Raw genomic sequence first — 18,770 nt, 5'->3', positions numbered from 1 at the left:
GACGATGACGCGACGTTGGTCACGGGCGTCACCAGGGGCCGATGCAGGTGCCAGAGTAGGTCGCGACCTTGCGAGCAATTTCCCGCTTCGACGAAATCGGCCGGGTGCCAACGGTTGTCGTCGATCTTGCCGGACGCCTCGCGGCAGGTGGGGGGTCGGGCGGGCGATCGGGTAACTGATTCGTTGCGGATCCGCGACGACTCTGACAACATCTGTCCTCAGATCGAGGGTGGAGGAACATGTTCAAGATGAGACGGCTGACGACGGTCGTCACCGCTGCGGTGGCATGCACGATGACAGCGACGTTGGGTCTGACCGGGGTGGGTTCGGCCGAGGCCGCGCCGTCGAAGAAACACCCCGTGTCCTGGGACTTCCGGTCCGCGATCCCCAACGTGCTCAACCAGACGTTGGACGCGAACTGGTCCCCGCCGGGCGCCAACGACCCGTCGTGCAAGCTGACCGAGGACCGCCCCAACCCGGTGATCCTGCTGAACGCCACCGCCACCACCCAGTGGGCCTACAGTGCCGGCGCCCCGTACCTCGCCAACCGCGGGTACTGCGTCTACACGTTCAACTACGGCAACATCACGCCGCTGCCGAGCTTCCCCATCCAGGGTCTCGCCGACATCGAGCGGTCAGCCCGCGAGGTCTCGCGCAACATCGACCGGATCATGCGCAGCACCGGGGCGAAGAAGGTCGATCTGGTCGGTTGGTCGCAGGGCGGTGGCCTGTTGCCGCACTACTACATCGACTTCCTCGGCGGCGACAAGAAGGTCGACAAGGTCATCGGCATCGCGCCCGGTAACCACGGTTCGACGGGCGACATGCTCACCTACGTACGGTATTTCATCCCGCCGTTCGGACCCGTCGGCTACGACATCTTCAAGGCACTGTTCCCCGCCTTCGCACAGCAGGCACAGTATTCGGACCTCGTTCGCAAGGTCTACGGCAACGGTGACACCAAGCCGGGACCCCACTACACGACGATCGTCACCAAGTACGACGAGATCGCGACCCCGTTCACCAACGGCTTCCTCGAGGGTGACAACGTCACGAACATTCTTCTGCAGCAGGACTGTCCGGTAGATCTCTCCGAGCACCTGTCGATCAACTTCAGCGAGCGCACCTGGCGTCACGTGAAGAATGCGTTGACGCCCGCCGAGGCAACGCGCGTACCCTGTTTCCAGGTCGACCCGTTCTATCCGGGAATGAGCGAAGGCAGATGACAGCAGAACCCGAGGCGTCCATCGACAACTCCGAGATCACTCCCCTCGGACCGGATTCGGTGGCCTGGACGGTCTTCGGCGACCTGACCTTCGTCCTGGGTGCGCCCCGTCGGCTCCTCATCGACGTCGCCCACCCCGTGGTGGCGACCGGCGTGCGCGAGTTCTCGGTCTTCGAGACCGACCCGTACGGACGTGCCGAACGCACACTCGACATGATCATGGGCGTCGTCTACGGCCGCGACGACGCACTCGCCATGGCGCGCCGGCTGCGCGAACGCCACCGCGACATCAAGGGCCGGAATCCCGACGGCTCCCGCTGGAGCTCATTGAATCCCGAAGCGTTCCACTGGGTTCACGCGAGCCTCGTGCACGGGATCTACACCCAGCAGAAGGAACTCGGACGAGGGTGGAAGCCCGGCGAGGTCGAGCAGTTCTACCTCGAGATGCGCCGGGTCGGGCTCATGTACGGCGTGCGCGAGCAGGACATGCCGGAGAACTGGGAGGCATTCTGCGCCTGGTTCGACGAGATGACCCGCACCCGACTCGAGCGTTCCGACATGACCGATCGCGTCTTCGGTGTGGTGACGTCGCCGAAACCGCCGCCGCACATCCCGGTCCTACGGCACGCGCTCGTCTGGAACACGACGGTCCGTCCCGTGGCCGGTCTCGTCCTGGCCACCGTCACCGCCGGTCTGCTCACACCGGAGCTCCGCGAGCTGCTCGGCATCGACTGGGGTGCCGGACGCCGCCTTCTCTTCCGCCTGATCTCGCTGCAGTCGCGGCTGATCATCCCGCGGTTGCCCAGGGCCATCCGCATGGTGCCGCACGCCCGCGCGGCGTACCGCTAGACGATCGCCTGTGTCCCCGCACGCCGAGACGTGCGGGGACACAGTGGTCTCGGTGATCAGAAGGCGCGCAGGTTCTCCCGGAGGGTCGATCCGGTGTACTCCTCACGGATGAGTCCGCGGCGACGCAGTTCCGGTGCCAGGCCGTCGGAGATCATCGCCATGTTCATGCGCGTGGTGGGCAGATAGAAGAGGAAGCCGTCTCCACCCGCCTCTTCCATGATCTCGCCCATCTTGTCCGCGATGGTCGACGGTGAACCGATGAGTCCCATGTCCTTGACCTGGAAGCTGCTCGCGACGACCTCGCGCAGGGTCTCGTCCTCGCGGCCGCCGAACAGTCCGGCGATCGAGGTGTACTCGCCGTTCTGCTTGGACAGATCGATGTCGCCGACCCTGGTGTCGGGATCGATGGCACCGAAGTCGATACGACCACCCGAGGTGTAGGACATGTTCCACAGGTTGTACTCGATGGCCTTGTCCGTCTTGCGGAACGCTTGCGCCGCTTCGTAGGCGGCCTGGGCCTCGGCGTCGGTGGCCGCGATCGTCGGGGTCGCGATGAAGAGGACCTTGATGTGGTCGGGGTTGCGTCCGGCGGCGGCCGCGCGGGCACGGATGTCCTCGCGGTAGGCCTTGGCGTCTGCGGCGTCCTTGACGATGGCGATCTGGGTGTCGTCGTAGTTGGCGGCGAGCACACGACCCGGCTCCGAGCTACCGGCCGAGCACACCGGCACCTCACGCTGCGGACCCGGGATGGTGTTCAGCGGGCCGCGGCACTTGAAGAACTTGCCCACGAACTCGATCGGGTTGACCTTGGTGTGGTCGGCATAGACGCCGGCGTAGGGATCGGCGATGACGGCGCCCTCCTCCCACGAGTTCTGCAGCGCCTTGACGACGTCGATCCACTCCATCGCCATCTCGTAGCGCTCGTCGTGTTCGAGATGTCGTTCGTAGCCGAAGTTCTGGGCAACCCGGTCGGTGACGCTGGTGACCACGTTCATGCCCACACGACCCTCGGTCAGGTGGTCCAGGGTGGTGAAGGCGCGTGCGGCGAGGAACGGCGGGTACTGGATGGTCGAGACGGTCGGGATGATGCCGATGTGCTTGGTGGCCTGCGTCATCAGCGGGACCAGCGGCAGCGGATCGTTCTTGGGGGCCATGAAGCCACGACGCAGCGAAGTCTCCGCGGAGTTGTTGTAGGAGTCCTCGACCATCGAGGTGTCCTCGATGAGGATGTAGTCGAAGCCGGCACGCTCGAGGCTCTTGGCCATGTCGACGTGGATGTCGGGCTTCATCCAGTCCAGGTGGTTGGTGCCGGTCCACGGACCGTCACCGTTCGTCGGGCTCCAGGGGTGAATGCCGAAGCCGTCTCCGAGGAACCAACCCATGTGGAACATTGCGATCTCCTGTCGTGAGAAATGATTGTGAGATGTGTTGCCACCGACCGGGATGGCCGGCGAGTCGTGGGGTCAGGCCGCCGCTTCCATGGCCTGGTATGCGCCGACCAGCGTCTGCGTGTAGTCGTTCGACGGCGCCTGCAGGATCGACATCGTCTCGCCCGATTCGACGACCTTGCCGCGGTTCATCACGAGCAGGTCGTCGGTGATGAAGGCGGTGGCCGGCAGGCCGTGCGAGATGAAGACCAGCCCGAGCGAGTGCGTCTGCACGTAGTCCTTGAGGAGATTGAGGACCACGGCCTGTGCCGACACGTCGAGTGCACTCACCGCCTCGTCGCAGACCAGGATGTCCGGTCCGACGACGAGAGCACGCGCGATCGAAAGACGTTGCCGCTGGCCGCCGGAAAGCTGGTGCGGATACCGCTCCACGAGTTCGGGTGCGATGCCGAGTTCGGCGACGATGGCGTCCACGGCGGCGTCGGCCGCCTTCTCGTCGAGCCCGCCGAGGATCTGCGCCGGACGTCGGATCGCCTCGCGGATGATCCGCCGCGGATCGAACGTCGTGGTGGTGTCCTGGGCCACGAGCTGCACCTTGCGGCGGTACTCGAGACGGCCGGGACGACGTTCCAGCAGCCGGGACAGGTCGCGGCCGTCGACCAGGACCTGCCCGGAGGTCGGTGCGGTGAGTCCGACGATCATCTTGCCGAGAGTGGACTTTCCCGAACCGCTTTCGCCGACGATTCCGGTGGCGCGGCCGCTCTCCAACTTGGTGGTCACCCCGCCGATGGCGGTCACCTTGCGCCCGTACTGCTTGTGCACGTCGACGACCTCGATGATCGTGCTCATGCTGCGGCCTCCTCTCTCATGACCGTGTCCAGCGTCGGAAGACGTTCCAACTGAGCGGAACTCAGCGTGGGCATGCATTCCAGCAATCCCCGGGTGTACGGGTGGGTCGCGTGGTCCAGGTCCCTGGCGGCGATGGTCTCCACGACGCCGCCGGCCTGCATGACGAGCACCTTGTCGGCGAAACGACGCGCGAGTGCGATGTCGTGGGTGATGAAGACCAGCGATGCCCCGTTCTCGATGGTGAGGCCGGTCATGAGTTCCATGACCGACACCGCCAGGGACGCGTCGAGAGCACTCGTCGGTTCGTCGGCGATGAGCAGTTCCGGCTCGGACGCCAGCGCGATCGCCATCATCACTCGCTGCCGCATGCCGCCGGAGAGCTGACCCGGTACCGACGTCATCACCCGGCGCGGTTCGACGATGCCGACCTGCTCCAGACGGGCCTCGGCGGCCGCGGCACGGCCCTTGCGGGAGCCGTACCTGCTCTTCGGGAGGACCGCCGTGAGCTGACTGCCCACCGACCAGATCGGATCGAGAGAGCTCATCGCGTCCTGGAAGATCATCGAGATCCCCTCACGCCGAGCCGGGATCCTCTGAGCCTTCTCCGCCAGCAACGAACGGCCCGACAGCGACATCCTCGCCGCCGACACCTCGCCGTAACGGATCGTCAGATCGGTGACCTCGAGGACCGGGGCAGCGGTGCCCGTCACGTCCTCTCCGGCTACCGAGACCTGGTCGGTGAGCGTGGTCATGGCTTGAGCTCCGAGTAGTCGATCACGCTGTCGGTGCGGAAGACGTAGCCCTCGACACCGTTGGCGAATGCGTTGAGCGGCTGCACGTATCCGATGTAGACGGTCGGCATCTGGTCCTGCAGGATGCGTTCGGCTTCGTTCCACTCACCCCATGCGGCCGGGGTCAGCGGCTCGCCGGAGGCGTTGCCGGCCGCGATGGCGTTGTTCAGCGGTGCGTAGTCGAAGTCCGGCCAGTTGATCGGCGATCCCGGGGTGTAGAAGAGGGACAGCACGTACGGCGGGGACTGCACGACCGCGTAGTCACGACCCATCGATGCCTGGAACGTCTTGTTGGCCAGTCCCTCCTGGAAGACCGCCGAGTTCACCTCGTTGAGGGTGACCTCGAATCCCGCTGCGCGGGCCGCGGTCTGGATCTGGACGGCCGACTCCTTGAGATCGGGTACGGCGTTGTTGACGGTCAGCTCGAACTTCACCGGCGTGGTGATCCCCGCGTTGCGCAGGATCTCCAACGACTTCGCCGGGTCGGTGGTGTTGCTCTTCAGGCCGTTGCCGTTGTAGTCCGGGAGCGTGTCGTTGAGGATCGACGAGATCGGACCCAGGCGGCCCTTGTAGACGTCCTTCATGATCGCGTCGTAGGGAACCGCGTACGAGAACGCGCGGCGGACCTCGACGTTGTCGAAGGGCGCCTTGGTGGTGGTCAGCGGGACGTAGACGTAGGCATTGCTGGGCACCGTGAAGATCTGGGCGGCGTTCGCGTCGCGCAGGGCGACCTGGTCGGCCGGACGCAGCTGGGTGGCGACCGATGCGTCACCGCTCTTCACGAGGTTGGAGCGCTGGCCGGCGTCGGCGACGACGCGCTGGACGACACGCTTCACCCCTGGCTCACCGAGGGCGTATCCGGGGTTGGCCTCGTAGACCATCTGCTGGCCGGGGGTGTAGCTGGTCAACTTGTACGCACCGAAGCCGAAGTCCGCGTTGGTCTTCGAGTACTCGACGCCGTACGGGTCGTCCGGGGTGGCGTTCGCGGTGAGCACCTCGGAGTCGTAGATGGCGTACGGGGTGTTCGCCAGCAGCGACAGCAGCGTGAAGCCGTGCGACGGATCGGCGATGGAGATGGTGACGGTGGCGTCGTCGACCTTCTTCACCTGATCGGTCGAGGTGATCACCGGAGCGCTGACGAACGACACGATGCTGGTGTCGACGTCGAACTTGCGCTTGAACGAGAAGATCACGTCGTCGGCGTCGAGGGCGTTGCCCGCTGCACTCTTCGCCTCGGTGTTGAGGTGGAAGGTGTAGGTCTTGCCGTCGGGACTGACCTCATAGCTCTTGGCCAGGACCGGCTCGAACTTGAAGAGCTCCTGGTGCGCCGAGAGGCCGTCGGAACCGGCGACGTACGGGTTGCGGATGAGGGTGGCACCGGTGTTCAGGAAGAACTCCGCGGCCTCGTAGCCGGTTGCGCTGGTCTCGTAGCTGAAGCTCGGGGGCTGGGCCGCGGTCACGATGACCACGCCGCCCTCGGCGGAGTTGTTCGACGACCCGCCACCACACGCGCTGAGTGTCAGTGCGGCGGCGAGGGCGAGCGCGGTTCCGCTCACCAGGGTGGACAGTCGTTTCATGGTTATCGGGGACTCCGTTCTGGGAAGGGTTGAGAGAGCAGCTGTTACACGTCGTGCGGTCAGAAACGTCGGCGACGGGAGATGAAGGTGGTGACTCGGGAGGCCGCCCACACGGAGTAGGCGAGTGCGAGGACCGGGAACAGGGCGGGCCACCAGCGTCCGACCGCTGCGTCCGCCGCTCCGTCGGCGAGCATGTTGCCCCACTCCGCGGTCGGGAGCGGGATGCCGACGCCGAGAAATCCCAGGCCGGCGCAGAAGATGATCCCCATTCCGAAGATCGCCGAGGCGTTCTCGAGGACGGGAGCACACGAGTTCGGGATTACGTGGCGGGTGAGAATGCGGAACTCGGATTCGCCGCTCATCCGCGCCGCGGTCACGAAACCGTCGTTTCGGGTGCGCAGCACCTCGGTGCGCATCAACCTGCCCTGGAAGGGCATGAGTACCAACGCGAGCGCCAGCGCGATGACCACCGAGTTGCGGCCGAAGAAGGAGACGATGACCAGCCCGCCGATCATGACGGGCAGCGCCTGGACCAGATCGATCGTGCGGCCGAGTGTCGCCGCGATCACACCGAGCGGTCCGCCCTTCGAGCCGTACATGCCGGCGATCGATCCGATGGCGATGCCGACGACGGTCGCGAGCAGGGTCACTCCGATCGCGATGGCGATGTCCAACCGGAAGGCGGTGAGAGTCCGGGACAGCACGTCGAATCCGTTGGAGTCGGTGCCGAACCAGTGGGCGCCCGACGGCGCGGTCGAGGGGGTGCCGACCACTTCGGTCGCCGCCTGCGGTGCCAGCATCGGCCCGAAGACCGCGAGGAGTAGCAGGAGGGCGAACGGGATGAGAGCCGCGTAGTCACGAAGCCCGGACGTCTTCCTGGCACTCGTTGGTGCACCGGACATTTCCGTCGTTGTGGAGAGCGGTGCCATGGCCATGTGTCAGACCTCCGGGTTGCGCGAGTCGCGTCGACGGGAATCGAGAAGGCCGGTGGCCACCTCGGTGAGGAAGTAGACGATCAGACACATGCCGGCGATGACGATCAGGAAGGACCGGAGGGCGAACACGTCCGACGAGCGGACCGCGTCGACCGCGTACTGACCCAGGCCACCGAGACCGAAGAGCGATTCCAGGACCACCGCACCGCCGAGGAGGAGGCCGAAGATCATGCCGAGCATCGCTACCGCCGACGGCAGCGCCCGGCGGTAGATGCTCAGGACGACCACTCGTCGTGGAGCACCGGAGGCGATCCGGAACCGCGTTGCCGGGCTGTCGATCTCGGTGTCGAGCGCAAGAACCAGCGACTTCACGAGGATCGCGGAGTGCGACACGGTCATCACCGCGACCGGCAGGATCAGGTGCGCGATGTAGGAGTTGGCAGCGGCGGTGTCGCCGGCGATGAATGCGTCGAGGACCGGGAATCCGGTCACCTCGGTCGGCGGCATGAGGATCGGGTCGAGTCGTCCGGACGGCGCCGGAACCCAGGCCAGCGTCGCGAAGAACACGAACAGGAACAGGATACCGACGACGTACTCGGGGATCGCTCCCGCCGAACTCGCGTACGAGCGAAGCACTTTGGAGAACCGGTTGGTCGGCCGGGTCACGACCAGGTAGGACATCGGCAGGCTGACCAGACAGGCGAAGAACAGGCCGGCGCCGATGAGCTCGAGGGTCGCGGGGACCCGGGTGGCCATGTCCTCGGCGACCGGGCGGCCGGTGGCGATCGAGTTGCCGAGGTCCAGGCTGATCAGCGAGGTCAGATATGTCCAGTACTGGGTCGACAGAGATCCGTTGAGCCCGTATGACTCCCGCGCCTGTTCGAGTGCGGCGCCGGACAGGCGGCCACCCGAGGCGGAGACCAGCGGGTCACCCGGGATCAGCTGGACGAGGAAGAAGGCGACGACGACGAAGATCAGGAGGTTGACGATGCCGCGGCCGGCCGCACGTCCGATCCACGCCCACTCGGAAAGTCGTGACAGGACCACCCTGACGGCGGACCCCTTCGTCCCGGCACCACCGCCACCGGCGGTCGTCGTCGCATGTCGTGCATCGACTGCGCCCGGGCCGGCAATGCCTGGCTCGACACTGATATCGACGGTCACTCGATCCCTCCCATCTAGGACTCGATCTGTTGGGTCTCGATCTGTTGGGTGCTGATCCTCTGGCCGATTTGTTTCGAATCCCGCGTCCTGGCGTGACTGGTCAATTGCGCGGGTTCACATTCGTGACCATTGACGCGTAGCCGCAGGTCAAGGGGCCGTTCGGCATCGGCAAGGTCGTTTTCGCGCCGAATGTGACGCACACAACTTGCCCGCGCCGATGCGTGCAAGAGTCCTTAGACTCACAACCCATCGGCAGTTCAGCCCCCGCTGTTGGAAGAAGATCGGAAGTCATCTCCATGACGACACCACCCCCATTCCACCCGCGTTCGCGCGGCGGTTCCGCGCGTGGGCGCCAGGTGTCGTCCCGCCGCGTCCGCGACCTCATACTCGCCTCGATTCGCAACGGCACCATCGACATCGACGCGCAACTGGTCGAGGAAGACCTCATGATCATGTTCAACTCGAGCCGCGGCTCGGTGCGCGCGGCGCTGAGCGAGTTGAGCGAGACGGGTGTCGTGATCCGGCGCCCACGTGTCGGCACGCGGGTGAACCGCCGGGATCTGGGTGTCGCACTCGACGACATCTCCGCAACCGGCGGCGAACTGGTTCACATCCAGGTGACCGATCAGTGCATCGTGCCGGCCTTCCCACTCATCCGCGAGCGCCTGAAGATCGACGACGACGTCGTGCGTCTCGTCGAGAACTCCTTCATCGCCCACGACGAGATCATCGGGATGCGCAGCGCCTACTTCTCCCCGCGGTTCAATGCCGACCCCAATGTCCTTCGGGACAAGCCGATGTCGATGGCACGGACACTCGCCGAGTTCTTCGGGGTCGCACCGGGCGGCGCCTCGGTCTCCATCGGCGCCGAGCGCGCCGACGAACGGACCGCACGCCTGCTCGACGTCCGGCCCGGCGAGACCCTGTTGTCCCGGGAGATCCTCTACACCACCGCCGACGGCACACCGGTGGAGATCGTCTTCGACCGCTTCCGGGCGGATCGGATCCGGTTCGAATCGCAGATCGACAACTCCGACGTCACTTGGTGCCCGGAGCCCGACCCGGTCTCTTCCGCGGAAGAATCCCTGCGCACCAACGGGATATCGCAGGACCCGCAGCCCGGAGCGATCGGCTCTCCTCGCGCAATCTAGGGGAAATAGTCGGTTGACCAATCGGCAATGTCGCCCGCGCACTCTGCACGAGAACGCATCTCGCGACATTCGAAGGGGAGCATCGTGATCGTTTCCGTTGTGGCAGGCAATCCGAAGCCTGCATCGAGGACACTGACGGCGGCAAGCCTGTTGGCGTCGACCCTGACCGGCAAGGAACCCGACCATGTCGTCGACGTGGTCGACCTGGGTCCAGGCCTGCTCGGCTGGGGAGACACCGCGGTCGCGGAAGCCGTGGAGACCGTTGCGGGCAGCGACCTCGTCGTCTTCGCCTCGCCGACCTTCAAGGCCACCTACACGGGGCTGTTGAAGCTCTTCCTCGATCAGTTCTCGACGAGTGACGGCCTCCAGGACGTCACCGCCATCCCGCTGATGCTGGGTGCCGGACCCGCTCATTACCTGGCGCCCGACCTGCTTCTCAAGCCGGTGCTCGTCGAGCTGGGCGCGACCGTCCCGGCCGCCGGTCTCTACGTCGTCGACAAGCTCTACGACGACACCGAGGCATTCCAGCCCTGGATCGACCGCTGGGGTTCGGTCGTGCTCGCCTCGACGAAGGCAACGGTCCCGGCCGGTGACCGATGACCACGTCCGTCACCCCCACCACCGACCTGGACAGCACCGAACTGCGAAAGGCGTTCGGCGCCTTCCCGACCGGCGTCGTCGCGCTCGCCGGAATGTCCGGTGCCGAACCGGCCGTCATCGTCGCCTCCTCCTTCGCCGTCGGCGTCTCCCAGGAACCACCCCTGGTGATGTTCGCCGTGCAGCAGAGCTCGACCACCTGGCCGATCCTGCGCGAGCTGCCCAGTCTCGGCGTCTCGGTGCTGGGCGAGAGCCACACCGACGTGATCCGCCAGCTGTCCGCCAAGGACAAGACCCAGCGTTTTGCCGGTGTCGAGACAACCGTGTTGTCCAGCGGGGCAATGCTCCTCGACGATGCCCCGGTGCACTTCGAGTGCGCCATCGAGAGTTCGCACACGGCCGGCGACCACGAGATCGTCGTGCTGCGGGTGACCGGGCTGGCCAACGATCACTCGAAACAACCGATCGTCTTCCACCGCTCGGCATTCGCGCGGCTCAGCGCCTGAGTCGACCCGCTCGTCGATTCGTGGCGTCGGACGTCGGCGATCCGTGTGTACCCTGTTGGGGCATTCCTCGACGAAGGACATCACGATGACCAGCCGTGTGACACCTGAAGCAGAGAACGCCATCATCGAGATCGCCGTCCGGTTCGGCCTGTCTCGCGACGCCGTTCTGGCGATGCTTCTGGCGGTGAATGCCGGCGGTGGCACCATGGCCCAGTTCAACATTCCCGAACTCGGCGGCTCCGGTCAGTGGATGCGCGGCGGCATGACGATGGTCGGCGACATGTTCGACAACTCCCTCAAGTCCCGGGTCGATTCGCTGTGCAACGAACTCGCCGACGTCCTGACGACCACGTCGATCTTCCCGGCCGCGCCGGGGCAGCAGCCGGGCGCCGGTTTCGTCACCGCGGGGTCCTGGTGGCCGGCGGACCTCGGTGCGCCCAGCTCCACCGGGGGCCAGAACGACGTCCGGTACGCCGTGTTCCCGGCAACACGTCGCCTCGCCATCCAGGTCGCCGGGGTCACGCGGATCTTCGACACTGCGGATCACCGGATCGGGGGCGTCCAGCAACAGCAGGGCTCCGGATACGGCTCGGTGAGCTTCTCCAGCCAGTACGGCACCTTCGACGTGTCGAGCCTCGTCGAGCTCGGACCGCAACGGGACGCCGGAACCCCGGTGGCGGCACCTGCACCCTCGTCGGACGCACCCGCGCAGCCGCCGGTGCCCGCCGCCACTCCGGAACCGGCGGCACCTGCACAGAATTCGTCCGCCATCGTCGCGGCGATCGAGTCGCTGGCCGACCTCCACCAGCGCGGGATCCTGACCGACGAGGAATTCTCGTCGAAGAAGGCAGAACTGCTCAACCGTCTCTGACCCGAGGACCTGACCGGCGCCGTCCGATCAGCCCACGGTCGTGAGTGTCGTGGTCAGTGCGGATTCCAGTGCCGTGCAGAACCAGTCCACGTCCGGGTCGGAGAAGACGAGCGGCGGGCGGATCTTGAGAACGTTGCCGTGCTCGCCACAAACCGAGATGAGGACGTGGGCGTCCCGCATGGCCTCGACGATCGCGCGGGCGCGCCGCCGGTCGGGAGCACCGTCGTCGGTCACGATCTCCACCCCGATGTACAGGCCGGTGCCCCGGATGTCGTCGACGCCGGCGTGTTCGGCCGCGACGCCGGCGATCTCCCCCCGGAGGCGGCCGCCGATCCGGAGCGCGTGAGCAGGCAGGTCCTCGCTCTCGATGACGTCCAGCACCGCGGCCGCCGCCGCCATCGACACCGGGTTGCCCCCGAAAGTGTTGAAGTAGGGCTGTGTCAACGCGAATCGCTCGAGGACCTCGGACCGAACGGCCATCGCCGACACCGGCAGGCCGTTGCCCATGGGTTTGCCCATCGTGACGATGTCGGGCCGCACTCCGTGCCGATCGAACCCCCACATGGCCTCACCGGTTCGGCCGAAGCCGGGCTGCACCTCGTCGGCGATGAACACCGCACCGTGTTCACGCACGGCCGCGACCGCGGGAGCGAGGACGTCGGGCGCGGCGAAGATGCCGTCCGACGAGAAGATCGTGTCGACGATGAGACAGCTGAGCCCGAAGCCCGCGGCCTGTAGATCGTCGGCGGCTCGGCGCACGTGATCGGCGAACGCCTCTGCCGCCGAACCGGTCCCACGCCGGTCGGGCGGCGGCACCGTGCGGACGTGGGGACCGAGCACCGCCGGCCCTCCGTTCGACGGCGAGATCGCCGTCACCGCCTGGGTATTGCCGTGGTATGCCTCGGTGGTGACGACGACCCCGGTCGTCCCGGTGTGCATCGACGCGACCCGCAGCGCCAGGTCGTTGGCCTCGGAGCCGGTGCACGCGTACATCACCTGGTCGATGCCCGGTCCGAGCGTGCCCAGCAGTCGGTCGGAGTAGTCGACGATCCCGTCGTGGAGATAGCGGGTGTGGGTGTTGACCGAGGTCATCTGCCGCATCACGGCGTCGACGACGTGCGGATGACAGTGTCCGACGCTCGCCACGTTGTTGTAGGCGTCGAGGTAGCGGTCCCCGTCGGCGTCGAAGAGGTGACTCCCCTCGCCGCGCACGAGGTGAACGGGCTTGCGGTAGAACAACCGGTACGCCGGCCCGAGCATCCGTTCACGGGCCTCGATGAGTCCGTCCCCGTGCCGCCCCACCGAACCACCGGTGTAGCTGTTGGAATCCATGATGTTGGAGAAGCTCACGTGGGGTCTTTCTTGGAGTAGTGGTGATCGGGATCGATCCGCCGAACGTTTTGGTCTGCTCGATGGGGACCACATCCGGGTACGCCCAGGCACAGTGGTCCGGGACCGGCTCGGCGTCATCCTCACTTCTACGCCGTATTGCGTTGGTGGGCAACATATCGACGAGCCGTCGGCGCCCGGTTGTTTCCACCGCGTTTCCGCCGACCCGCGATCGCTACGGCCACGTTAAACATCGCCTTTTGGTCTGCTCTCATTCGGATTCCGGGTGACACTGTTCCGGTGCCCGGACTACCCGCAGACCATCACGCCTTCGCGGAGAAGGCGTTGCGCCACTACGGCTTCGCCCCGTCCGCGACGCTCCGCCTGCTGAGTCTGTCGGAGAACGCCACCTACCTCGCCGAAGACCCCGCCCGTCGACTCGTTCTGCGCGTGCACCGTCCCGGGTATCACTCCATCGAGGCGATCCGCTCCGAACTGAGGTGGATGACCGCCCTGGGGGCGGAGAGCCCCGTGTCCACCCCCACACCGGTCGCCGCCGCCGACGGTGCCGAAGTCGTCGATGTGACCGTGGACGGCCGGACCCTTCTGGTGGACGCCGTCACGGTGGTGCCGGGGTGCACCGCCGAAGAATCTCCTGGCGTCGTCGATTTCGCGACGATCGGCGCGATCACCGCGCACCTGCACGAGCACGCCTCCAGGTGGCCGGCGCCCGCGGACTTCGTCCGGTTCACCTGGGACGTCGAGACCATCCTCGGTCCGGACGCGCGGTGGGGGCAGTGGCGAGAGGCGCCCGGGCTGTCCCCCGAAGACCGCGCGGACATCGACCGTGCCGTCCGGGTCATCACCGAACGGCTCACCCAGTTCGGCAGCGGGCCCGATCGGTTCGGACTCGTCCACGCCGACCTGCGGCTGGCCAACCTGATGGTCGATCCGCAAGCGGACCTCCCGGCGATCACCGTCATCGACTTCGACGACTGCGGATGGTCCTGGCACCTCGCCGATCTCGGGTCCGCCGTCTCGTGGGTCGAACACGAGCCCGGGACCGAGGACCTCATCGACGACTGGCTCCGCGGGTACACCGCGGTCCGACCGCTGCCGGACGCTCATCTCGCGATGATCCCGACCTTCGTGCTGCTCCGCCGCATCCACCTGACCGCGTGGGTGGCGTCCCACGCCGACGCCGACGCGGCTCTGGGCATCGCCGACGACTTCGTCTCCGGCACCGCAGCTCTCGCCCGCAGGTACCTCGACGACCCGTCGTGGTTGCGACGGGTCGCCACCCGGACATCCGCGGCCTGACACCTCCGGTCACCGCCCCACCACGCACATCAGAGGAGCACCATGACCATGTTCAGCCAGGCCGGCCGATCGGTGATCGTCACCGGCGGCACCAAGGGAATCGGACGCGGCATCGCCCGGGTGTTCGCGCGGGCCGGTGCCGACGTCGCGATCGCGGCACGGTCGGCCGCCGAGATCGATTCGGCCATAGCCGAACTCGACGGTCTGGGAGAAGGCAAGGTCGTCGGGGTCATCACCGACGTCAGCGACCGGTCGTCGTGCGACGAGATGGCCCGGACCGTGCTGGAGACCGTCGGGTCGATCGACGTCGTCTGCGCGAACGCCGGCATCTTCCCCGAGGCGTCGCTCGCGACGATGACCGACGGGGACCTGAGCCAGGTTCTCGACGTGAACGTGAAGGGCACGGTGTTCACCGTGCAGGCCTGCCTGTCCGCACTCGCCGAATCGGGTAGCGGCCGGGTCATCATCACCTCGTCGATCACCGGCCCGATCACCGGCTTCCCCAACTGGTCGCACTACGGCGCGTCGAAGGCCGCCCAGCTGGGCTTCATGCGCACGGCCGCAATCGAACTCGCCGGCCAGGGGATCACCGTCAACGCGATCATGCCCGGAAACGTCCTGACCGAGGGGCTCGTCGAGATGGGTGAGGACTACATCGCGGGCATGACCCGCGCCATCCCGATGAAAGCCCTGGGAACCCCCGAGGACATCGGCCACCTCGCCGCGTTCCTCGCCACCCGCGAGGCCGGTTACATCACCGGGCAGGCGATCGCGGTCGACGGCGGCCAGGTGCTGCCCGAGTCACCGGACGCGATCCCGGCCTGACGGACGCGACGCCTGGATGGGTGAGACCAGCGGCGGGCCGGTCGCCGAGGATGTCCGCCGGCGCATCCTGGCGATGCTCGCCCAGGGGACCTTGACGCCCGGCGCCCGGCTCGGCACCGAGCGCGATATGGCCGAGGAGTTCTCGGTGTCGAGATCGACCCTGCGCAGTGCACTCCTCCCCCTCAGCCGGGCGGGTGTCCTGGAACGCCGAACCGGCCGCGGCGGAGGAACATTCATCCGAGCCGATGTCGTCGAGCGACACGCCGCCGAATCATCGAGTCTCCCACAGCTGCTGGCGGAGTCCGGACACGCCAGTGCGACGCGGGTGGTCGGTGTGGAACGACGACCGGCGACACTGATCGAGGCGCGCGCCCTCGAGATCACCTCGAGTGCAGAGGTGTTCGCGATCCGGCGCATCCGTCTCGCCGACGGCGCACCACTGTCGGTGGACCTGGCCTGCTTCCCCGTCGAACTGGCACCCGGCCTGCCGGCGCACCCGCTGGACGGATCGCTCTACGAACTACTGCGCACGCACTACGGACTCGCCGCCGCCGAGACCACGGAGACCGTCGAGGTCGGAGCCGCCAGCGGGCGCGAAGCCGACTGGCTCGACATCGGCGTCCGCCGTCCGCTTCTCGCCATCACCCGGGTGTCCCGCGACTGGGCGGGCATCCCGTTCGAGTACTCCTTCGACCTCTTCCGGGCGGATCGCGTCCGACTCGTGTCCACCTCGACGGTGACCCGCGAAGTGAAGGGAAGCTAGTTCGCGCGCGACCCCACCGAGAAGTCGCCGGTCTGACTGGCGTCGAACCCGCCGCCGGACGTGCCGCCCAGCAAGTGCCCGAGTCGCCGGCGCTTGGCGTCGAGGTAGCGGACGTTGGCCGGCATCACGCCCACGATCAGCGGGACACGCTGGGTGACCTCGATCCCGGAGTCGGTGAGTCCGCGGACCTTGTCGGGGTTGTTGGTCATGACGCGCGCCCGGTCGATCCCGAGGTCAGCGAGAATGGCTGCAGCGGCGCCGTATTCACGTCCGTCGACCGGTTCGTCGAGTTCGAGGTTCGCCTCGACGGTGTCGAGTCCCTGGTCCTGCAACCGGTAAGCGGCCAGTTTCTTGAGCAGCCCGATTCCCCGGCCCTCGTGCCCGCGCAGGTAGACCACGACCCCACCGTCGTAGCTGATGCGTTCGATCGCCGCGTCGAGTTGCGGTCCACATTCGCATCGCTGCGACGAGAATGCCTCTCCGGTCAGGCATTCGGAGTGGACCCGCACCAGCGGGGCACGCAGGTCGAGGCGGTCTCCGGACATCCCGGCGCTCACGAGGGCGATGTGTTCAGCGCCGGTCTCGGTGTCGCGGTAACCGATCGCGCGGAGTTCACCGGTCGGGGTCGGCAGGACCGTCTCCGCCCCGCGACGCACCCGGGGTGCCACCGACCAGCGGTCCGCGTCGTGGATACGGCGGTAGTTGACCAGCTCCTCGATGGTGAGCACCGGAAGGCCCATGCGCGAACCCATCGCGGCGACCTGCGGGTAGCGCATCATCGAACCGTCGGCGGCGACGAGTTCGGCGATCACGCCGACCGGGGCGACGTCGGCGAGCGTGCACAGGTCGACGGCGGCCTCGGTGTGTCCGGGACGTTCGAGGACCCCACCCGGCCGGGCACGAAGGGGTAGTACGTGTCCGGGCCGGGTGAAGTCTCGGGGGCCGGATGCGGCCCCGGCCAACATGCGCAGCGTGAGCGCACGATCGGCGGCCGAGATGCCCGTCGTGACTCCCTCCGCTGCGTCGACGGTCACCGTGTAGGCGGTGGCCTTGGGATCTTCGTTGTTGGTGACCATCGACGGCAGTTCGAGCATGTCCGCACGCTCGCCTGTCATCGGGGCGCACAGCAGACCGGAGGTGTTGCGCACGGTCCAGGCGGTCCACTCGGTGCTCACCCGGTCGGCGGCCAGGATGACGTCGCCCTCGTTCTCCCGGTCGGCGGCGTCGGTCACCAGAACCGGGCGGCCCGCACGCAGGGCATCGATGGCGTTCTCGATGGCGTTCATCAGTTCTCCTCGACGTCGACGAAGAATGGTCGTCGTGGTGTCCCCACGACCTGCACGCCATTCGACACCGTCTCCGTGTCGGTATGGAAACCCGCGAGTGGCTGGCGAATTTCGCCGGTCGGCACCCGCGTCCCCGCAGGTCAGCGCGCGCCCGACGCCGAATTCCGCCACTCACAGGCCGCCGATTCGGGCAATACGCCGATCCGGGCGAACGGATGACCGGCCTCGCCGTCGTCTTCGGCATACTGTTCGATGACCGAAGCTCATCGAGCATGTAGCTCACCGAACCGGGAGGTCCCCGTGGCCAGTGGTCTCGTCGCCTTGCTCGACGACATAGCGACACTCACCCGTGCCGCCGCCGCGTCACTCGACGACATCGGCGCTGCGGCCGGCAAAGCGAGCGTGAAAGCTGCGGGTGTCGTCGTCGACGACACCGCGGTGACCCCGCGCTACGTCGACGGGTTCACCCCGGACCGCGAGCTTCCGATCGTCCGCAAGATCGCGATCGGATCGATCCGCAACAAACTCCTGGTCATCCTGCCCGTCGCGATGATCCTCAGTCAGTTCCTCCCCCAGGCGCTGCCGTACCTGTTGATCGCCGGTGGTTTGTTCCTCTGCTACGAGGGCGCGGAGAAGGTCTACGAGGCGATCGCCGGAGGCCATCACGAGGAGGAGTCGGGCTCCCGGAGGGGCGATCCCGAGTTCGAGAAGCACATGGTCAGCGGCGCGATCCGCACCGATCTGATCCTCTCGGCCGAGATCATGGTGATCTCGCTGTCCTCGGTCGAGGAGGAGCCGTTCTGGACTCGCCTGGGCGTTCTGATCGTCGTCGCGTTCCTGATCACCGCACTCGTCTACGGCGTCGTCGCGATCATCGTGAAGATGGACGACGTGGGGCTCGCGCTCGCACAACGGGAGTCGACGTTCAGTCAGAAGATCGGCCGCGGGCTGGTCACCGCGATGCCCAAGATCATGTCGACGCTCACCGTGGTCGGCATCGCGGCGATGCTGTGGGTCGGCGGGCACATCCTCATCGTCAACGTGGGTGAGGCCGGCTTCCACTGGCCCGCCGACCAGTTGCACCACGTCGAGCACTGGTTCGGCGAACTGGTGCACGGCGGCTTCGGCGGCGTGCTGTCCTGGACGGCCGGAACCGTCCTGTCCGCAGTCGTCGGCCTGATCGTGGGCGCGATCCTCGTCGCGATTCTCCATGTCATCCCCAAGCGCAAGAAGAAGGACGCGGCCCCCCGGCTCACTGACCGGTCCCAGCTGGAAAGCACCCCCGAGTTCCGCCCTCAGCAGCGGGGCCGCCGACACTGTGTCAGCGGCGGCCCTCTACCGGGT

General features: G+C 66.9%; 17 protein-coding genes and 1 pseudogene. 10 read left to right on the top strand and 8 right to left on the bottom strand.

Annotated elements, in window-relative coordinates; translation table 11 throughout:
* Positions 1-239: 239 nt before the first annotated feature.
* Entirely contained in the window at positions 240-1,226 is a 987-nt protein-coding gene (locus tag GOALK_RS14675; protein ID WP_006359613.1) for an esterase/lipase family protein, read from the top strand.
* Complete coding sequence (locus tag GOALK_RS14670) at positions 1,223-2,074, top strand: oxygenase MpaB family protein (RefSeq protein WP_006359612.1); 852 nt, start codon at positions 1,223-1,225, stop codon at positions 2,072-2,074. The genes GOALK_RS14675 and GOALK_RS14670 overlap by 4 nt, the downstream gene beginning before the upstream one ends.
* Before the next feature lie 56 nt (positions 2,075-2,130).
* Here the strand turns inward: GOALK_RS14670 and GOALK_RS14665 are convergent, their stop codons facing one another.
* From GOALK_RS14665 to GOALK_RS14640, 6 genes are all read right to left on the bottom strand, one after another.
* Positions 2,131-3,465: an NtaA/DmoA family FMN-dependent monooxygenase gene (locus GOALK_RS14665; protein WP_006359611.1), complete on the bottom strand. Its 1,335-nt coding sequence runs from the start codon at positions 3,463-3,465 to the stop codon at positions 2,131-2,133.
* A gap of 72 nt (positions 3,466-3,537) precedes the next feature.
* The gene (locus GOALK_RS14660) at positions 3,538-4,311 is read right to left on the bottom strand and encodes an ABC transporter ATP-binding protein (protein ID WP_006359610.1); all 774 of its coding nucleotides are present in this window, start codon (positions 4,309-4,311) and stop codon (positions 3,538-3,540) included.
* On the bottom strand, positions 4,308-5,063 hold the full coding sequence (locus GOALK_RS14655) for an ATP-binding cassette domain-containing protein (protein ID WP_006359609.1): 756 nt from the start codon (positions 5,061-5,063) through the stop codon (positions 4,308-4,310). The genes GOALK_RS14660 and GOALK_RS14655 overlap by 4 nt, the downstream gene beginning before the upstream one ends.
* Entirely contained in the window at positions 5,060-6,679 is a 1,620-nt protein-coding gene (locus tag GOALK_RS14650; RefSeq protein WP_006359608.1) for an ABC transporter substrate-binding protein, read from the bottom strand. Before GOALK_RS14650 ends, GOALK_RS14655 begins: the two co-directional genes overlap by 4 nt.
* 59 nt (positions 6,680-6,738) lie before the next feature.
* Complete coding sequence (locus tag GOALK_RS14645; protein ID WP_006359607.1) at positions 6,739-7,614, bottom strand: ABC transporter permease; 876 nt, start codon at positions 7,612-7,614, stop codon at positions 6,739-6,741.
* Positions 7,615-7,617: 3 nt separating this feature from the next.
* Positions 7,618-8,778 (bottom strand): ABC transporter permease, encoded by a 1,161-nt coding sequence (locus tag GOALK_RS14640; protein ID WP_040004230.1) that lies wholly within the window; start codon positions 8,776-8,778, stop codon positions 7,618-7,620.
* A gap of 296 nt (positions 8,779-9,074) precedes the next feature.
* On the opposite strand from GOALK_RS14640, the gene GOALK_RS14635 reads away from it, so the two are divergent.
* The 4 genes from GOALK_RS14635 (at position 9,075) to GOALK_RS14620 (ending at position 11,903) form a co-directional block, all read left to right on the top strand.
* Complete coding sequence (locus GOALK_RS14635) at positions 9,075-9,929, top strand: GntR family transcriptional regulator (protein ID WP_035753649.1); 855 nt, start codon at positions 9,075-9,077, stop codon at positions 9,927-9,929.
* Between the two features lie 84 nt (positions 9,930-10,013).
* Positions 10,014-10,529 carry an NADPH-dependent FMN reductase gene (locus GOALK_RS14630; protein ID WP_006359604.1) on the top strand — a complete coding sequence of 172 codons (516 nt, stop codon included), beginning with the start codon at positions 10,014-10,016 and terminating at the stop codon, positions 10,527-10,529.
* A complete protein-coding gene (locus GOALK_RS14625) occupies positions 10,526-11,032 on the top strand; it encodes a flavin reductase family protein (RefSeq protein ID WP_006359603.1) in 507 nt (168 codons plus the stop codon). The genes GOALK_RS14630 and GOALK_RS14625 overlap by 4 nt, the downstream gene beginning before the upstream one ends.
* 85 nt (positions 11,033-11,117) lie before the next feature.
* Positions 11,118-11,903 carry an SHOCT domain-containing protein gene (locus GOALK_RS14620; protein WP_006359602.1) on the top strand — a complete coding sequence of 262 codons (786 nt, stop codon included), beginning with the start codon at positions 11,118-11,120 and terminating at the stop codon, positions 11,901-11,903.
* 27 nt (positions 11,904-11,930) lie between these two features.
* On the opposite strand, the gene GOALK_RS14615 is transcribed toward GOALK_RS14620, so the two are convergent.
* A complete protein-coding gene (locus GOALK_RS14615) occupies positions 11,931-13,253 on the bottom strand; it encodes an aspartate aminotransferase family protein (protein WP_006359601.1) in 1,323 nt (440 codons plus the stop codon).
* Positions 13,254-13,532: 279 nt separating this feature from the next.
* Between GOALK_RS14615 and GOALK_RS14610 the strand changes: the two genes are divergently transcribed.
* Genes GOALK_RS14610 through GOALK_RS14600 form a run of 3 tightly spaced genes read left to right on the top strand, consistent with a single transcriptional unit; the run spans position 13,533 to position 16,140 of the window.
* Complete coding sequence (locus GOALK_RS14610; RefSeq protein WP_006359600.1) at positions 13,533-14,552, top strand: phosphotransferase enzyme family protein; 1,020 nt, start codon at positions 13,533-13,535, stop codon at positions 14,550-14,552.
* A gap of 48 nt (positions 14,553-14,600) precedes the next feature.
* Positions 14,601-15,377 (top strand): 3-oxoacyl-ACP reductase FabG, encoded by a 777-nt coding sequence (gene fabG / locus GOALK_RS14605; RefSeq protein WP_035754059.1) that lies wholly within the window; start codon positions 14,601-14,603, stop codon positions 15,375-15,377.
* 16 nt (positions 15,378-15,393) lie between these two features.
* Positions 15,394-16,140 (top strand): GntR family transcriptional regulator, encoded by a 747-nt coding sequence (locus GOALK_RS14600; RefSeq protein ID WP_006359598.1) that lies wholly within the window; start codon positions 15,394-15,396, stop codon positions 16,138-16,140.
* On the opposite strand, the gene GOALK_RS14595 is transcribed toward GOALK_RS14600, so the two are convergent.
* The gene (locus tag GOALK_RS14595) at positions 16,137-17,426 is read right to left on the bottom strand and encodes a bifunctional 3,4-dihydroxy-2-butanone-4-phosphate synthase/GTP cyclohydrolase II (protein ID WP_006359597.1); all 1,290 of its coding nucleotides are present in this window, start codon (positions 17,424-17,426) and stop codon (positions 16,137-16,139) included. The two genes, GOALK_RS14600 and GOALK_RS14595, sit on opposite strands and share 4 nt — an antisense overlap.
* A 300-nt stretch (positions 17,427-17,726) precedes the next feature.
* Between GOALK_RS14595 and GOALK_RS14590 the strand changes: the two are divergent.
* Positions 17,727-18,671 (top strand): annotated as a pseudogene (locus tag GOALK_RS14590) (DUF808 domain-containing protein); the annotation flags it as partial.
* Positions 18,672-18,770 lie beyond the last annotated feature (99 nt).

The sequence above is a fragment of the Gordonia alkanivorans NBRC 16433 genome (genome assembly GCF_000225505.1).
In the GTDB taxonomy this organism is placed as follows: Bacteria; Actinomycetota; Actinomycetes; order Mycobacteriales; family Mycobacteriaceae; genus Gordonia; species Gordonia alkanivorans.
Note: the sequence above shows the minus strand (reverse complement) of the source record. Positions and strands in the feature narration are given on the sequence as shown.

Bases quoted from the DNA above. Each gene is read 5' to 3' on its own strand.
- GOALK_RS14645 (WP_006359607.1), bottom strand. From the start codon at position 7,614: ATGGCCATGGCACCGCTCTCCACAACGACGGAAATGTCCGGTGCACCA.
- GOALK_RS14660 (WP_006359610.1), bottom strand. From the start codon at position 4,311: ATGAGCACGATCATCGAGGTCGTCGACGTGCACAAGCAGTACGGGCGC.
- GOALK_RS14670 (WP_006359612.1), top strand. From the start codon at position 1,223: ATGACAGCAGAACCCGAGGCGTCCATCGACAACTCCGAGATCACTCCC.
- GOALK_RS14655 (WP_006359609.1), bottom strand. From the start codon at position 5,063: ATGACCACGCTCACCGACCAGGTCTCGGTAGCCGGAGAGGACGTGACG.
- GOALK_RS14665 (WP_006359611.1), bottom strand. From the start codon at position 3,465: ATGTTCCACATGGGTTGGTTCCTCGGAGACGGCTTCGGCATTCACCCC.
- GOALK_RS14595 (WP_006359597.1), bottom strand. From the start codon at position 17,426: ATGAACGCCATCGAGAACGCCATCGATGCCCTGCGTGCGGGCCGCCCG.
- fabG (WP_035754059.1), top strand. From the start codon at position 14,601: ATGTTCAGCCAGGCCGGCCGATCGGTGATCGTCACCGGCGGCACCAAG.
- GOALK_RS14600 (WP_006359598.1), top strand. From the start codon at position 15,394: ATGGGTGAGACCAGCGGCGGGCCGGTCGCCGAGGATGTCCGCCGGCGC.
- GOALK_RS14675 (WP_006359613.1), top strand. From the start codon at position 240: ATGTTCAAGATGAGACGGCTGACGACGGTCGTCACCGCTGCGGTGGCA.
- GOALK_RS14650 (WP_006359608.1), bottom strand. From the start codon at position 6,679: ATGAAACGACTGTCCACCCTGGTGAGCGGAACCGCGCTCGCCCTCGCC.
- GOALK_RS14620 (WP_006359602.1), top strand. From the start codon at position 11,118: ATGACCAGCCGTGTGACACCTGAAGCAGAGAACGCCATCATCGAGATC.
- GOALK_RS14635 (WP_035753649.1), top strand. From the start codon at position 9,075: ATGACGACACCACCCCCATTCCACCCGCGTTCGCGCGGCGGTTCCGCG.
- GOALK_RS14625 (WP_006359603.1), top strand. From the start codon at position 10,526: ATGACCACGTCCGTCACCCCCACCACCGACCTGGACAGCACCGAACTG.